The 14914-nt window shown below is 61.9% G+C and carries 16 protein-coding genes; 8 read left to right on the top strand and 8 right to left on the bottom strand.

From position 1 onward, the window contains the following. Positions 1-27: 27 nt before the first annotated feature. The 8 genes from NKI47_RS19225 to NKI47_RS19190 are packed head-to-tail and all read left to right on the top strand — an operon-like array spanning position 28 to position 5014. The gene (locus NKI47_RS19225) at positions 28-588 is read left to right on the top strand and encodes a S26 family signal peptidase (protein WP_352592625.1); all 561 of its coding nucleotides are present in this window, start codon (positions 28-30) and stop codon (positions 586-588) included. A 44-nt stretch (positions 589-632) separates the two neighbouring features. Next, entirely contained in the window at positions 633-959 is a 327-nt protein-coding gene (locus NKI47_RS19220) for a DUF736 domain-containing protein (protein WP_352592622.1), read from the top strand. 4 nt (positions 960-963) lie between these two features. Then, the gene (locus NKI47_RS19215) at positions 964-2010 is read left to right on the top strand and encodes a lytic transglycosylase domain-containing protein (protein ID WP_352592620.1); all 1047 of its coding nucleotides are present in this window, start codon (positions 964-966) and stop codon (positions 2008-2010) included. Beyond that, on the top strand, positions 2007-2258 hold the full coding sequence (locus NKI47_RS19210; RefSeq protein WP_156937256.1) for a hypothetical protein: 252 nt from the start codon (positions 2007-2009) through the stop codon (positions 2256-2258). The genes NKI47_RS19215 and NKI47_RS19210 overlap by 4 nt, the downstream gene beginning before the upstream one ends. Continuing rightward, entirely contained in the window at positions 2255-3997 is a 1743-nt protein-coding gene (locus NKI47_RS19205; RefSeq protein WP_352592617.1) for a relaxase/mobilization nuclease domain-containing protein, read from the top strand. Before NKI47_RS19210 ends, NKI47_RS19205 begins: the two co-directional genes overlap by 4 nt. Beyond that, a complete protein-coding gene (locus tag NKI47_RS19200; protein ID WP_352592614.1) occupies positions 3994-4392 on the top strand; it encodes an ABC transporter permease family protein in 399 nt (132 codons plus the stop codon). The genes NKI47_RS19205 and NKI47_RS19200 overlap by 4 nt, the downstream gene beginning before the upstream one ends. Positions 4393-4448: 56 nt before the next feature. Beyond that, the gene (locus tag NKI47_RS19195) at positions 4449-4709 is read left to right on the top strand and encodes a CopG family ribbon-helix-helix protein (protein ID WP_352452153.1); all 261 of its coding nucleotides are present in this window, start codon (positions 4449-4451) and stop codon (positions 4707-4709) included. Next, the gene (locus NKI47_RS19190) at positions 4706-5014 is read left to right on the top strand and encodes a type II toxin-antitoxin system RelE/ParE family toxin (protein ID WP_352592611.1); all 309 of its coding nucleotides are present in this window, start codon (positions 4706-4708) and stop codon (positions 5012-5014) included. The genes NKI47_RS19195 and NKI47_RS19190 overlap by 4 nt, the downstream gene beginning before the upstream one ends. A 189-nt stretch (positions 5015-5203) precedes the next feature. Here the strand turns inward: NKI47_RS19190 and NKI47_RS19185 are convergent, their stop codons facing one another. From NKI47_RS19185 to NKI47_RS19150, 8 genes are all read right to left on the bottom strand, one after another. Then, positions 5204-6253 carry an L-idonate 5-dehydrogenase gene (locus tag NKI47_RS19185; RefSeq protein WP_352592608.1) on the bottom strand — a complete coding sequence of 350 codons (1050 nt, stop codon included), beginning with the start codon at positions 6251-6253 and terminating at the stop codon, positions 5204-5206. Further along, positions 6250-7542, bottom strand: coding sequence for a TRAP transporter large permease (locus NKI47_RS19180; protein WP_352592686.1), 1293 nt, complete (start codon positions 7540-7542; stop codon positions 6250-6252). The genes NKI47_RS19185 and NKI47_RS19180 overlap by 4 nt, the downstream gene beginning before the upstream one ends. 117 nt (positions 7543-7659) lie before the next feature. Beyond that, on the bottom strand, positions 7660-8232 hold the full coding sequence (locus NKI47_RS19175) for a TRAP transporter small permease (protein ID WP_352455843.1): 573 nt from the start codon (positions 8230-8232) through the stop codon (positions 7660-7662). Between the two features lie 143 nt (positions 8233-8375). After that, positions 8376-9350 carry a sialic acid TRAP transporter substrate-binding protein SiaP gene (locus NKI47_RS19170; RefSeq protein ID WP_023717039.1) on the bottom strand — a complete coding sequence of 325 codons (975 nt, stop codon included), beginning with the start codon at positions 9348-9350 and terminating at the stop codon, positions 8376-8378. Positions 9351-9401: 51 nt separating this feature from the next. Then, complete coding sequence (locus NKI47_RS19165; RefSeq protein ID WP_352452148.1) at positions 9402-10121, bottom strand: FadR/GntR family transcriptional regulator; 720 nt, start codon at positions 10119-10121, stop codon at positions 9402-9404. Positions 10122-10268: 147 nt separating this feature from the next. Beyond that, positions 10269-11174 (bottom strand): DMT family transporter, encoded by a 906-nt coding sequence (locus NKI47_RS19160; RefSeq protein WP_352592604.1) that lies wholly within the window; start codon positions 11172-11174, stop codon positions 10269-10271. Between the two features lie 88 nt (positions 11175-11262). Then, a complete protein-coding gene (locus NKI47_RS19155) occupies positions 11263-13863 on the bottom strand; it encodes a TRAP transporter permease (RefSeq protein ID WP_352592601.1) in 2601 nt (866 codons plus the stop codon). Positions 13864-13919: 56 nt separating this feature from the next. Then, entirely contained in the window at positions 13920-14873 is a 954-nt protein-coding gene (locus NKI47_RS19150) for a TAXI family TRAP transporter solute-binding subunit (protein WP_352592598.1), read from the bottom strand. Positions 14874-14914: the final 41 nt, after the last annotated feature.

Genomic DNA, 14914 nt, shown 5'->3' with positions numbered 1-14914 from the left:
TTGCCTGCTGCGCCCCGGGATCGAGTCATGAGCAAGCGCACAAAGATCATCGCCACCATGGTTGGCGGCGCAGTGCTCGCCGCGGCGCCGGCATGGATTAGCCATCCGCCGATATCCATCTGGAACGCATCGGGGAGCATCCCCGTCGGGCTCTATCGCGTCCAGCCGGCCGACAAAATCGGTATTGCCAATATCGCCGTCATCATGCCGCCCGAGCCCTTGGCGGCCTTCATGGCAAGACGCGGGTATCTGCCGAAAAATGTGCCGCTCCTGAAGCGTATTTTGGCACTCGGGGGCGCAACCGTCTGTCGCCAAGGCACAACCATCATCGTCAACGGCAAGACGTATGGACATGCGCGCGAGCGTGACAGTCGCGGTCGACCCCTGCCCATCTGGCAGGGCTGCCGCGACATTGCAGAGGCCGACGTCTTCCTTATGAACCTGGGTGCAGCCGACAGTTTTGACAGCCGCTATTTCGGCCCGCTCCCGCTCTCATCGATAGTTGGCCGCGCGGTTCCCGTCTGGACCACGGAGCGCACCACTCCGGTGCTGGATATCACCAACGATCCCCTCGCTAGCGAGCCGTGACGGCTTGGCTCGACGCGCACTAACACTCAGAAAGGAGCACTGCAATGACCCAGATCGGAACCTTCACGCGCAACGATGACGGCTTCTTCGGCAATCTCTCCACGCTAACAATCGAGGCGAAGATTGCCATCCTGCCTGCCGAGAAATCCAAAACCGAAAACGCGCCCGACCATCTGATCTATTGCGAAGGGATGGCGGTCGGTGCGGCTTGGGACCGCGCTGGAGACAAGGCTGGGGATTACCTCTCCGTCTCAATTGACGACCCGTCCTTTACGCAGCCGATCCGCGCCAAGCTGTTCCGGTCCGATGCAGAGAACAACGTCTGGAGCCTGCACTGGAACCGATCATCGAAGCGCGACGGGCGAGGCTGAACAGATGCTTCTGGAGCCCTTCGACGAATCTTTCTCGCCAACCCTTTTGATCCATTGCGCGCCGGTCAAACCCTTCGATCTGACCGCCCGCGAGGCAGCCCAGAGGGGGCCGGACACTTGCTTGTGGCTGCGGACGCCGATTTCATCACAGTTTTGGCAAAGCCGGTTCGATTGGCAAGCCCCTGCCCTTAACGGAAGCGAACACCGTCGCAGGCTGGCAGCGCATCGGTTCTGCGGTCTGCGGGATGCAGCCCACAGAGGCATGACGACGTTTGCCGCATGTGTCATGCTCGGCTTCGTGGCGCCCGAAACTGGTGCAGCGGCTTCCTCTGCTGGTGAACGGCCGGCGCACTCCGAGTCGACGATCTTGTCGGCTGGCCCGTGGTCGCAGCATATCCGGGAAGCGTCAAAACGCTTCGCCATTCCAGAGCGGTTGCTGCGCGGCGTCATGCATGTTGAGAGCGTCGGCGATGTTCGTGCGCTTTCAAGCAAGGGCGCAATGGGCTTGATGCAGATCATGCCGGCGACGTGGGAAGAACTGCGCATCAAATACCGTCTCGGTGACGATCCCTATCAACCGCGTGACAACATTCTTGCAGGTGCAGCATATCTTCGCGAAATGCTCGACAGCTTCGGGCGCAGCGGCTTTCTTGCCGCTTACAATGCCGGTCCTGGTCGGTACACGGAACATCTCTTAACCGGCCGTCCGCTGCCACGCGAGACGGTCGACTACGTCAGGAAACTCGCGCCGCTGCTCGATGGTGCAGTTCTCAGTCCGCGGCGCGCGCGGCAAGGAAGGGGCAGAGCCAGCTCTCTCCGTCCAACGATCTTTGCGCATCCCCATGACATTCGGAACGCCACTGCATCGGATGGCAATGGTTATGGCGAGACGATCTTTGCGGCGATTCATTCGTCCGCAATGCGGTCGCCAATGGGCAATCCTGTTGCGGACCTGACCGCGATCGAGCCACGGCCGGGTGAAACCGATTTCCAATCGAACCACGCTGTTTCCGGCCTATTCGCTCAACCCTCTTTAGCCATATCGCGATGATCGCCACGTTCCTCCTCAATTGCATTCCGGCCTGTTCCGTCGCGGAAATTGCGGCGGAAGGGTTGGCTGTGGATGAGAACAGAGAGATTGGCAGGATAAAGGGCCGCGAGGTGCGGCTCGGTTCGGCCGATTGTTTTCCTTACGATTTTCGTCTCATTTCGCAATGTGCTGGCACAATCAGCGATGTGCGCTATTCCCAATTTTTCAGTCTTTCAATGGAAACCGCACCTCGTGGCCGTCTAGCATGAAGCGTGACGATAGCTTTCGCGTCCGCCCCGGTCGCATCCGCTCCCGCGCCGGCCAGCGCGCACGACCCTTCATCTTCCAGGCTCTTGCGGCCACACAGCGCGCCGGCGGGCACCTTACACGCGAGGGTCGGATCACCTCCCCGCGAGCTTCAACGTTTGGCCGCGGCCGGTCAGCGAGCATCCGCGCCAGTCGCCTCATCTCTGACAGCTCACGCGGCGCCGTCGTCAAGACCCGTGTGGTACGGCAGTTCAGAGGGTCTGCGCCACTCGCCACCCATCTCAAATATCTTCGCCGCGAAGGTGTTACACGTGATGGTGAGAAGGCGAGGATGTTCGGTCCCGACACCAAAGATGCAGATCATGACGCCTTCTGCGACCGCTGCAAGGATGATCGGCATCACTTCCGTTTCATCGTTTCGCCGGAGGATGCAATGGAGCTCGGCGACCTCAAGAACTTCGCTTGTGACCTGATGGTCGACATGGAGCGCGACCTCGGCACGAGGCTCGACTGGATAGCCGTCGATCACTGGAACACCGAACATCCGCACGTTCACATCCTCGTTCGCGGCGTTGCCGACGATGGCGAGAGCCTTGTCATCTCGCGCGACTACATCCGCCAGGGCATGCGCGATCGGGCGAGCGACATTCTCACCCAGACGCTTGGGCTCCGCACGGACCTCGACATCCGCCAGGCCATCGAGCACCAGGTCGACACTGAGCGCTGGACGCAGCTCGATCGCCAGCTTGTTCGTGACGCCGACCGTCATGGTATCATTGATCTCGCGCCACACCCTGATCGCCGGCCCGACGAGTTCCTGGGGCTCAAAGTCGGCCGGCTGCGGCAACTGGAAAGCCTGGGCCTCGCGAACGAGATCCGTCCCGGCCAGTGGATGGTGGTCGAAGAGGCCGAGGCCACTTTGCGCGCCCTCGGTGAACGCGGCGACATCATCAAGCGCATGCACCGCAGCCTCACTGTGCATGGGCTAGAAAAAGGGACGGCCGACTATGTGCTGGCCGCCGAAAAGATTGATGCGCCCGTGATCGGCCGACTGCTCGAACGCGGCCTTGATGACGAACGGCGCGGCGCGGCCTATGCCATCGTCGATGGCATTGATGGACGCACGCACCACATTCGCTTCCATGACCCTGATGCGGCCGGAGACTCCGACCCGGGCTCGGTCGTGGAGTTGTGCCGCGATGCGAGTGCAAATGGCGGTGGCCGGGTCACGCTCGCGGTCCGCTCCGACCTCTCAATCGAACAGCAGGTCCATGCTTCCGGCGCGACTTGGCTCGATCGCCAACTCGTTGCACGCGAGCCTGCCGAATTCGGTGACGGCGGCTTTGGCAGGGACGTAAGACAGGCACTGCAAGATCGGGTCGACCACCTTGTCAGCCGCGATCTGGCCAGGCGCGAGGGACAGCGCGTCATTCTTGTGCGCAATCTGATCGATACTCTACACGATCATGAGGTGGAATCGCTCGGTGCCCGCCTCGCCGCCGAGACGGGCCTCTCATTCACGAAGGCTGCCAACGGCGATCATGTGGCTGGGATTTACCGGCGGCGTTTCTCGCTGGCTTCAGGCCGGCTCGCGATGATCGACAATGGGCTCGAATTCAAGCTCGTGCCCTGGTCGCCGTCGCTCGAAAAGCGATTGGGTAATCAAGTCATCGGGATCGTGTGCTCGGATACGGGGGGCGTGGATTGGAACCTGGGAAAGAAGCGCGGCATCGGGCTATGAAGGTTACAGGCGTATGCTCTATCCTGATGCTGGGAAGCCAGCACGGTCGCACATTCTATTTGTACCCGCGCAGTGAAGCGCCGATTGCCTCGCAAAACAGGGACTTTGCGCATCCTCGATTCAGTCTGGCGCCCGCGATCGCGGCACTGGCGCTGTTTGCCTTCGTCTATCATTGGAACAGCTATCTGTGGCCGCTGACAGTTTTGCAGGGCAATGCAGAGGATTATCCGATCGTCATTAGCCTCAGCCGCCTGCTCAGCTACAACAGAGGCGCCCTCAATACAGGACTGGTCATGGCCGGCGCCACGCTCGCCGTGCTGCCGCCATTGATGCTCTTCGCCTTCCTGCAGCGCTTCTTCGTGGATTCGATCGTCGGCTCGGCGGTCAAGGGATAATGGACCAGCGCGGCGCTCTGTGCTAAGGTGTACACAGATCAACACAGGACACCGCTATGGCCGCTAGCACCACTATGACAATTCGCGTCAGTCCCGATGTAAAGGAAAAGCTCGACCGGATCGCAACCGACACCCGGCGTAGCAAGTCGTTCCTCGCAGGTGAAGCCGTCGCAGCGTATGTCGATCGCGAGCTTGAAATCATTGAAGGTATCAAGCGCGGCCTTGCTGATGTCGAAGCTGGGCGCATCGTGTCTCATGATAAGGCCATGGCAGAAATTTATGCCGCGATTGATGCAGGCACGGGCCGCAAGGTGTGACGCGAGCCGTTCAGTGGTCTCGCGGTGCGCTGGACGACATCAAGGAACAGATCGCCTATATCTCGCAGGATAATCCGCGCGCTGCGCGCCTGGTCGCAGACCGGATTCTGGAAGCAGGGGCCGCGCTTGGGGAAATGGCAACCGGGCGACCCGGCCGTGTATCCGGCACCTATGAAAAGCCTTTGAGTCGCCTGCCCTACATCATCGCTTACGCCGTGACCGCCAAGGGCGGCCGGGAAAGCATTTCAATTTTGCGGGTGATCCACGCAGCGCGCGGTTGGCAGGACGAGGAATGGCCGAACTGAGCGAGATCTCGCGACGAAGGGGCTTTAATCGCGAGCGGATTTGCTGCCAACAATTTTGACAGCAAGCTGCCGGGTATTGCTCCCGAGTTTAACCGGAGACCTGGGTGGGAGCATATACGTCGAGCACGTTCTGAGTTTCGTCCGTTCGCAATGAGTTATGGCTGCTAACGATCTGGCAAAAACCACGATTCAGTCCGCGGTCAGCACGACCTTGACACTCTGTGAACGGTCGGCGGCAAGTCGGAAGGCATCGGGGGCGCAAGAAAGCGTGCGCTCCGCTGTCATCAGCTTCAGGACGTCCACCTCCCCCGACACGATGAGATCGACCGCCCGGCCGAACTCCGTGCCGAAGCGGAATGTGCCTTTGAGGTCGATCTCCTTGGCCATCACCGCATTGGCCGGCAGCGGGATCTGGCCACCGGGAAGATTGCCGACCTGGACCACCGTGCCGCCGCGCCGGACACTGGCGATCGCCGCGGCAAGGCCGGCGGCAGTGCCTGAAATCTCGAACGCCACATCAAGCGAACCGCCGGCAGCAAGCGCCTGGAGTTCGGCGTCGCCGCCGGAAAGGTCGATCGTCCTGTCGGCGCCCAAACTGCGGGCGAAGGCGAGCGGCGCGGCGGCGATATCGACGACGGTCAGTTCAGCGCAGCCGGCAAGCCTGGCCGCGAGCATGGTCAAGAGACCGATGGGGCCGGCACCGAACAGGATGACGTTGCGGCCCCTGATGTCGCCCGCCCGCGCGGCGGCGTGCAGGCTCACCGCCAGTGGTTCGGCAAGTGCCGCCGCCTGGTAGGCCACATCAAGTGGAACCTTGAAACATTGCGCGGGCGTGGCGTCGAACAGACTGACGAAGCCGCCCTGCATATGCGGTGTCTTCGATGCCGAGCCCATGAAGTAGATGTTTTCGCAGAGATTGGCCCGCCCCTCCAGGCATCGCGCGCAATGCCCGCACCAGCGCGACGGATTGACCGCGACATGGTCGCCGACGCCCAGGCCGGGCGCGGCGCCGTTGATCTCGACGATTTCGCCCGAGATCTCGTGGCCGAGGACAAGCGGCGAGGTGACGACGAAGTCACCGGTACGGGCATGGCGGAAATAATGCAGGTCGGAGCCGCAGATGCCCCCTGCCCCGAAGCGCACACGCACCATGCCTGGTGCCAGCGGTTCGAGCGGATGCTCCACGACGCGAAGGTCCTGCGGGCCGAACAGCGTCGCGGCAATCACCTGGCCACTCACCGGATCAGTTCCATCTCGGTCGGCAGCCAGAGCGTAATGGCGGGTATGAAGGTGATCAGAAGCAGCGCCACGATCAGCGGCACCAGCCACGGCAGGATCGCCATGGTGGTGCGCTCGACCGAGAGCTTGGCGACGCGCGACAGCACAAAGAGCACCATGCCGAGCGGCGGGTGCAAAAGCCCGATCATCAGATTGAGCGTCATGATCAGCCCGAAATGCACAGGGTTGATGCCGTAGACGGCAGCGACCGGCAGCAGGATCGGCACCAGAATCGTGATCGCGGCGATCGTATCGAGGAAGCAGCCGACCACCAGCATCAGGATGTTGACCAGGATCAGGAAGACCCACTTGTTTTCGGTGAGCGCGAAGATGAAGTTCGAAAACAGCTGTGCTGCCTGGCTGACGGTGAGCAGCCAGGCGAAGATCGATGCGGCGGTAACGATGAACAGCACCGAGGCGGTCGTTTCGATCGTGTCGAAGCTGGCCTTGGCAAGCAAACGCAGCGTCATCGTGCGGTAGCGCACCAGCCCGAGGAAAAGCGACCAGATCACAGCCGCCATCGCCGCTTCGGTCGGCGTGAACCAGCCCATCGTCATGCCACCGATCAGGATGACCGGCGTCATCAGCGCCATGACCGCAGAGAAATCGAAATACCAGTCCGCCACGATCAGCACCAGCAGCGCTATGCCGACCGCGATATTGATCGACAGGCCAAGCTGCACCAGCACATAGCAGCCAATCGGAAAGGCAGCCACCACCAGCACCTCGCCCGCCGCTTCGGCCAGCCGCCGAAGCTCGAAGGATGTGTCGGAGCCCCAGCCGCGCCTGTAGGCGAAGATGGCGACCGTGATCATCATCAGCACGGTCATGACCACGCCGGGCAGGATGCCGGCCATGAACAGCGCGCCAATAGAGACATTGGCCATCATGCCGTAGATGACGAAGGGCAGCGAAGGCGGGAAGATCGGTCCGAGCGTGGCTGAAGCGGCGGTAACCCCGACCGCGGCGTCGATCGGATAGCCGTGGTCCTTCATCGCCTTGATCTCGATGGTGCCAATGCCGGCAGCGTCGGCGAGCGCGGTGCCCGACATGCCGGAAAAGATCACCGATCCGATGATGTTGACCTGCGCCAGGCCGCCTTTCATCCAGCCGACCAGGGCAAGGGCGAAGGAATAGATGCGCCCGGTGACGCCGGCGATGTTCATGAGGTTGCCGGCCAGGATGAAGAACGGAACGGCGAGCAGCGGAAAGCTCTCCACCCCGGCGATCATGCGCTGGGCCGCGATGATATCGGGCGCGACGCCCTAGATGACGAGGTAAAGGATCGACGCGGCCGCCATCGAAACGGCGACCGGCACGCCGATGAGCATCAGGACAAGAAAGCCCCCTACCAGAAGCAGCATCGCTCAGACCCCCGCCGTCTCGAACGCACCAGGACGCTCGAGCACCGAATAGCCGCGCCTGTAATTGCCGATGAAGACCTGGATCGAGCGCAGAAGCATCAGCACGAACCCGGCCAGTACGGCGTAGAAGAACCAGCGCCGCGGCAGGTTGACGGTGACCATGCGCTCATGCGCCACGATCGTGACGTAGCGCCACATCAGCCAAGATCCGTAGGCGAAGAATGCGATGCGGATAACATCGACGGCGAGCGCCAGCCAGCGGCCGACGCGCTCCGGCAGATAGTGGTAAAGCACGTCGACATGGATATGGCGCGAAAGGCGCACGCACATGGCGGCACCCAGAAAAACGACGACGACGAGCGCGTTGATGGCGATCTCCTCGGTCCAGGCAAGGCTGTTGTTCAGCGCATAGCGGGTGAAGAACTGCAGGAAGACACACACGACCATGCCCCAGAAAACGGCAAGCGTGATCCAGTCCTCGATGCCGTGGTCCGACAGGTCGACGTGTACCGGCACCTCCTCGAAGGCGTGCGCGATCTCTTCGACGGTGATCTCGGTGTGGTGTTCCTCGGCCATCGGCGCGGGCTCCCGAAGCTGGTGGGTCGTCAAGGATTGAAAAGGCCGTCCGGCGCAATTTGAAGCCGGACGGATGGGCAGGTTAAAGCGGCGATTCCGATTGCCGCCCTATCCTCTTGATTGAGCATCGGGTTTCCGATGCTCTACTTGATAGCGCGGATCGCTTCCCAATCGGCCTTGTTGTAGCCGAACTCCTCGAAGGTGACCTTCTCCAGCACATTCTTCTCGAAGTCGGCACGGTCGACATCGGTTACGCTGATGCCGCGGTCCTTGAATACCTGCACCAGTTCCTTTTCGCGGGCGACGATCTTTGCCGTGGCGCGGGCGGCAGCCTCCTGCATCACCTCGGTGAAGATCTTCTTGTCCTCATCGGAAAGCGAGGCCCAGCGCGACGCCGATATGATGGTGTTGAGATGATCGACTATATGGCCAGTGAGCACGATGTTCTTCTGCACCTCGTAGAATTTCTTCGCCTCGATGGTGGTCAGCGGGTTCTCCTGGGCCTCCACGGTGCCGTTCTGCAGGGCCAGATAGACCTCGGCGAAGGCAATCGGCGCCGTGTTGGCGCCGCAGGCACGCGGCATGGCCAGATAGGCCGGCACGTCGGGAACGCGCATCTTCAGGCCCTGCATGTCGGAGCACTTGGCGATCGGCCGGTTCGAGGTGGTCTGCCGCGTGCCGTAATAGGTGGTGGCGGCGATATGATTGCCGGTCTTGTCCTCATAGCCCTTGGTCAGGGCCTTGTAGACGTCGCTTTTGGTGTATTTCAGCAGATGGTCGGCATCGCGGAAAGTGTATGGGAAATAGGTGACGCCGATGGGTGGATATTCGCGCGCCGCGAAGCTCGATCCGGAAATGATGATATCGACGGTGCCGAGCATCAGGCCCTGGTTGATGTCTGCTTCCTTGCCAAGCTGCGAGGCCGGATAGACGTCGATGGCGTAGCGGCCCTGGGTGCGCTTCTTGATCTCGTCGGCAGCCCACACGGATTCGGTGTGGAAGGGCTCCGTCGTCTCGTAGACATGTGCCCATTTCAGGACCGTTTCCGCCGAGGCCGACGCCATGGGTATGGCAATTGCGGCGATCGCACCGAGCAGAACTGCGTATTTTCTCAGCATCTAATTCCTCCCTGGTTGAACTTGACGGCCGGATCTCCCCCCGGCCAACTGCTATTCCGCAACCTCCTTGGCTGCGGCTCTCTCATCGAAATTGCGTGAGAATCTGATTTGCGACTGGCGCAGATGCTGCTGCATGGCGGCCTTGGCCCGCTCGGGGTCGCGCGCGGCAATTGCATCGCGCACGGCACGATGTTCCTTTGCCGCGACCTGCCAGGAATCGCTGGTCTCGAAATAGATCGACAGGCGTTCGAAGTACGGGTTCATGCGCTGGTCGAAAAGCTCGCCGATGAAGCGCACCAGCACCGCGTTCTCGAGAATGCCGGCGACAGCGGTGTGGAATTCCCGGTCGAGCGCAATGGTCATCTTGTTGGGGTGACGCATGGCCTCCATCCGGCGCAGCACGTCGTCGAGCCGTTCGATATCTGCAGGCCGGACATGGAGGGCCGCTTCGGCGGCGATCGCGCCTTCGACGAATTCGCGCGCGCGCAACAGCTCGAACGGGCCTTCCTCGACTTCGGGTTCGGAGGCGGCGGCGCTCGGCGGATCGGTGACGTAGATACCCGAGCCGACTCGGATGCGTATGCGGCCTTCGACCTCCAACGCTATCAACGCTTCACGGACCGTCGGGCGGGAAATTCCGAGCTGGTCGGCCAGATCCCGCTCGGTCGGCAGACGGTCGCCGACGGAAAACTCGCCGGCATCGATCAGCTGCCTGAGCTGATCGGCGACCTGTCGGTATAGCCGGCGAGGTTCAACGGCCTGGATCGGCATGCGCGTTTAGTTCCCTCCCGGGCCAACCCTGGTACATTGGTCTGACCCATTGACCGCAGCTTAGACAGAGGATGCGGAGAGTCAAGCTCGATAGAACCGCGGCCCGCACAACCGGAACTCGGCGGCATTGCGCAAGCATTCCATGCGTCAGCGCCGTCCCCCGCGAATGACCAGGACGTTCCCGGCGGCGACGAGGACGAGCCCGGCGATCGCGTAAGCGGTCCAGGCATAGCCTTCCAGCGCCGTGGAGATCAAAAGCGCAAAGACGGGAAATATGACGGTCGCATAGCCGGCGCGGGCGCCGCCAATGCGTCCGAGCAGCGTCAGGTAGGCAGCGAAAGCCACGACGGTCGATATGACGGCGAGGAAGACCAGCGAGCCGATAAAAGAGGCGGTCGTCGCGAACACGAACGGCTCACCAAGCAGCAAGGCCAGGAACGTCGACCACAGAGTGCCATAAAGCATGCCCCAGGCGCTCGTTGAAACGAGCGGCAGGCCGCGGCGCTGGTTTGCGACGGAGACGAGATTGCCGACGCAGAAGCTCAGCGTGCCGCAGAGGCACAGAAGAAGGCCCACCAACGTGCCGCCGGAAAGCCCGTTGGCGGCGATTTCGGGAAAGAACATCAGCGCTATGCCAGCGAAGCCGATGAGGCCGCCGGCGAGAATGCGCGGCGCCGGGCGCTCGCCGATGACCAAGGCACCGAGCAGCATGTTGATTACCGAGGCGAGCGAGAAGACGACCGAGAGCAAGCCGCTGACGAGATAGCCGGCGCCGTAATAGAAAAACAGGAAGTTCGACGAGAAGATGAGGATGCCGAGCACTGCAAAGCGCAGATGATCGGTGATCGAAAAGCGGAGCCGCCGGCCGGAAAAACCTGCCCAGGCAAACATCAGCAGCGTGGCGATGGCGAAGCGCCAAACCAGATTGACCTCGTTCGACACGCCGCTGCCGACCTGAAGCTCGATCGCGAACCACGATGCGCTCCAGGCAATGACCGTCAGCGCGTAAAGCCCGTAGTCGACGGGTTCGAAGGGGCGGTCGCGCGTAGCCATGCGCATTTCCGCGTTAGCCGGCTCCGGGGCGTCGTTTGGTTCTCTGGTTACCGACATGCTGGCCAAGACGCTTCCGCTCACAAGACGTTTACAGACCAACCGCCCGCCTTCGCCGCTTCTGGCCCCAGACGACGAGACCGAGCAACAGCAGAGCCGGAATGGCGAACCAATAGCGCGACGTCCGTTCCGCAGGGACTAGCACCTGGTTGATTTCGTCGCCGGGCTGCAGGCCGAATTTGGCCGCCTGGCTGCCCAGCCGCACCACGCCGATCGTCATGCTATCGCCAAGCGCACTGACGTCCAGGCCCGCGGCCTTCAGGCGTTCTGCCGATGAATTTGCAGGCCCGAGTTGTAGACGTACCAGCTTCGATATCTCATCGCCGTTGAGGTTCAGTGTCGTCAGGCGCAAGCGAACTGCGCCCCCCTCGGCTGTCTCGTCGACGATACGGCTGAGTTGGGAGGCAGGTACTGCCCGATACGGTTCGCTCACCTGATCGAGCAATAATCCCGGCCTGAACAAGATGAAACAGGCCACAAGCAACGCAATCGTCTCGTACCAGCGGTTGCGCACGAGCATCCAATTCTGCGTCGCTGCAACAAACGAGACCATGGCCAGTGTCGATGTCACGACCATCGCGACGAAGTCGAACGGACCTTCGAGATCGATCATCAGCAGCCCGGTGTTGAAGATGAAGATGAACGGCAAGAGACCGGTACGGATCTCGTATTTGAAACCCTGAATTCCGGTCTTCACCGGGTCGGCGCCGGAAATTGCCGCAGCAGCATAAGCCGCCAGGCCCACTGGCGGCGTCACGTCCGCCATCAGCCCGAAATAGAAAACGAACATATGGACGGCGACCAGCGGCACAGCGAGATCGTTCTGCGCCGCCAAATCGACGATGACCGGCGCCATCAAGGTGGCGACGACGACATAGCTTGCGGTGGTCGGCATGCCCATGCCGAGAATGATGCAGATCACCGCGGTGAACAAAAGCATGACGATGAAGCTGCCGCCCGAGATGAATTCGACCAGCTCGGTCATTACCAGCCCGATGCCCGTGAGCAGAACCGTGCCGACGATGATGCCGGCCGTCGCAGTGGCGATGCCGACCGTCGTCATGTTGCGTGCGGCGGCGGACAGCCCACCGACCAGATCGTCGAAACCGTGAAGCCAATGCTGCGCCAGCGCGCGGTCCTTGCGGAAAAAGGCGGTGAGCGGCCGCTGCGTGACGATCAGCGCCATAAGGGCGACAGCGCCCCAGAATGCCGACAGGCCGGGCGACAACTCCTCCACCATCAGGCACCAGATCAGCAGGATCACAGGCAGCAGAAAATGCAGGCCGGTGCGCGCCGTCTCGCCGAAGTGGGGAATCCTGACGATCTCGCCCTCCAGATCCTCCAGCGGCAGGTCGGGATAACGCGCCCGGTAGGCGACAAGGCCGATGTAAACGGCGATCAGCGCGGCAGTGATCATCCAGGTCGCGGCCGCGCCCAAAACGATCTTCGTCCAGCCAATGCCGTAATAGACAAGCCCTACGAGGATGATGAAACCGCATACGCCCATCAGCCCGCGCAGCGCGCCCTGAAATGCGGAGTGCGTGCTGCGTGACGGCAGGCCCTTCATCCCCGTCTTCATCGCCTCGATATCGACGATGTAGAACAGCGAGCCGTAGGTCAGCAGCGCCGGATAGAAGGCGTGCTTGACCACCTCGGCATAGGAGATGCCGACATATTCCGCGATCAAGAACGCGGCGGCGCCCATCACCGGAGGCATCAGCTGACCATTGACGCCGGCCGCGCATTCGATGGCGCCCGCCTTCACCGCAGAATATCCGACCCGGCGCATCAGCGGGATGGTGAAGGTTCCGGTGGTCACGACATTGGCGATCGACGACCCGGAAATCATGCCGGTCAGGCCGGAAGCCACGACACCGGCCTTGGCCGGACCGCCGCGGTATTTGCCGAGCAGCGAGAAGGCAAGCTGGATGAAAAAGCCGCCGGCGCCGGCGCGCTCCAGCAATGTTCCGAACAGAACGAACATGAAGACGACGTTGGTGGACACACCGAGGGCAACACCGAAGACCCCCTCCGACGTCAGCCACATCTGCGAGGCTGCGCGCGATAACGTCGCGCCCTTGTGGCCGAGCAGGCCAGGTAGGTGAGGCCCGGCGAAGATATAGATCAGCATGATCGCCGCGATGACGGTGATAGCAGGCCCGACGGCGCGACGGGCGGCCTCGAGCAGGATGAGGACGCCGGCGATCGAGACGACCAGGTCAGCCGTAGTAGGAAGGCCCGGCCGATGGGCGATATCGCTGTAAAAGACCAACAGATAGAGGGCGGACGCCGCCCCGGCGATGCCTAGCACCCAGTCGGGCAGCGGCACCCGGCTGCGCGACGAGGTCTTGAAGGCCGGAAACGTCAGCATCGCCAGAAACAGGGCGAAGGCCAGATGGATGGAGCGGGCGATGCCGTCGCTGACGACACCAAAATTGAGCATGAACGGAAGGGGCGAGGCATACCAGAGCTGGAACAGCGACCATGCCAGCGATACGCCGAGGATCAGCTTCGCGGTGCGGCCGGTCGGCTTGCGCCCACCGGTGTCGGCTTCGGCGACGATCTCGCTAAGCTTGTCAATGCCGATAACGGGTTGGTCAGGCCCTGCCGCCCGCTGGCTTTGATCTGTCATCGTTCCCCACAATTATTTGCGATGCGAGGCGCCTGTGGCGCCTCGCATTGAAGGCCTCAGAGCCAGCCCTTCTCCTTGTAATAGCGCTCCGCGCCCGGATGCATTGGCGCCGACAGACCGGTCTTGATCATCTCCTTGGGATCGAGATTGGCGAAAGCCGGATGCAGTTTCTTGAAGTCGTCGAAATTTTCGAAGACCGACTTCACCAGTTCGTAGACCACCTCATCGGGCGTGCTGGCATTCGTCACCACTGTCGCGCGGACGCCGAATGTCGTCACGTCGTCCGGATTGTTGGCGTACATGCCGCCCTTGATGGTGGCGACTGAATAGTACGGATGAGCTGCCAACAGCGCGTCCACTGCCGGACCGGTCAGCGGGATGAGTTTGGCGCCACAGGCCGTGGTCGGATCCTGGATCGCGGCGGAAGGATGACCGACGCCGTAGAAGAAACCGTCGATCTTGTTGTCGCACAGCGCGCTGCCCTGCTCGTCCGCCTTCAGCTCCGCGGCAAGCGAGAAATCGCCGAGCGTCCAGCCCATCTGCTTGAGCAACTCCTCCATGGACGAGCGGGTGCCTGACCCGGGATTGCCGACGTTGAAGCGTTTGCCTTTGAAGTCCTCGAATTTGGTGACGCCGGCGTCCGGCCGCGCTAGCACGGTAAACGGCTCGGGATGGACGGAGAACACGGCGCGCAGATCCTTGAACGACTTGCCGTCGAAATTTCCGGTCCCCTCATAGGCCTGGTACTGGACGTCCGATTGGGTCAAGCCGAAATCGAGGTCGCCGGTCTGGATGGAGTTGACGTTGAAGACCGAACCGCCGGTCGACTCCGTCGAGCATCGGATGCCGGTTTTCTGCCGGTCCTTGTTCATCAGTCGGCAAATGGCGCCGCCAACAGCGTAGTAGACGCCGGTGACCCCGCCGGTGCCGACCGTGACGAAGTGCTGCTCGGCAGCGACGGATGGCAGCGCCAGCAGCATGCAGGCCGCCGCGCCGATCAGGGTTTTCATTGAATTAAACATGGTTGCTACCTCTCTGGTGGTTGTCCCGG

Origin of the sequence: Mesorhizobium sp. M0633, assembly GCF_040320645.1 — a bacterium.
GTDB lineage: Bacteria > Pseudomonadota > Alphaproteobacteria > Rhizobiales > Rhizobiaceae > Mesorhizobium.
The sequence above is the reverse complement of the archived record's forward strand: the minus strand, read 5'-3'. Positions and strand labels throughout refer to the sequence as shown.

Coding starts and splice junctions, on each gene's coding strand:
- NKI47_RS19225 (WP_352592625.1), top strand. CDS start 28: ATGAGCAAGCGCACAAAGATCATCGCCACCATGGTTGGCGGCGCAGTG.
- NKI47_RS19220 (WP_352592622.1), top strand. CDS start 633: ATGACCCAGATCGGAACCTTCACGCGCAACGATGACGGCTTCTTCGGC.
- NKI47_RS19215 (WP_352592620.1), top strand. CDS start 964: ATGCTTCTGGAGCCCTTCGACGAATCTTTCTCGCCAACCCTTTTGATC.
- NKI47_RS19210 (WP_156937256.1), top strand. CDS start 2,007: ATGATCGCCACGTTCCTCCTCAATTGCATTCCGGCCTGTTCCGTCGCG.
- NKI47_RS19205 (WP_352592617.1), top strand. CDS start 2,255: ATGAAGCGTGACGATAGCTTTCGCGTCCGCCCCGGTCGCATCCGCTCC.
- NKI47_RS19200 (WP_352592614.1), top strand. CDS start 3,994: ATGAAGGTTACAGGCGTATGCTCTATCCTGATGCTGGGAAGCCAGCAC.
- NKI47_RS19195 (WP_352452153.1), top strand. CDS start 4,449: ATGGCCGCTAGCACCACTATGACAATTCGCGTCAGTCCCGATGTAAAG.
- NKI47_RS19175 (WP_352455843.1), bottom strand. CDS start 8,232: ATGGCCGAGGAACACCACACCGAGATCACCGTCGAAGAGATCGCGCAC.
- NKI47_RS19170 (WP_023717039.1), bottom strand. CDS start 9,350: ATGCTGAGAAAATACGCAGTTCTGCTCGGTGCGATCGCCGCAATTGCC.
- NKI47_RS19165 (WP_352452148.1), bottom strand. CDS start 10,121: ATGCCGATCCAGGCCGTTGAACCTCGCCGGCTATACCGACAGGTCGCC.
- NKI47_RS19160 (WP_352592604.1), bottom strand. CDS start 11,174: ATGGCTACGCGCGACCGCCCCTTCGAACCCGTCGACTACGGGCTTTAC.
- NKI47_RS19155 (WP_352592601.1), bottom strand. CDS start 13,863: ATGACAGATCAAAGCCAGCGGGCGGCAGGGCCTGACCAACCCGTTATC.
- NKI47_RS19150 (WP_352592598.1), bottom strand. CDS start 14,873: ATGAAAACCCTGATCGGCGCGGCGGCCTGCATGCTGCTGGCGCTGCCA.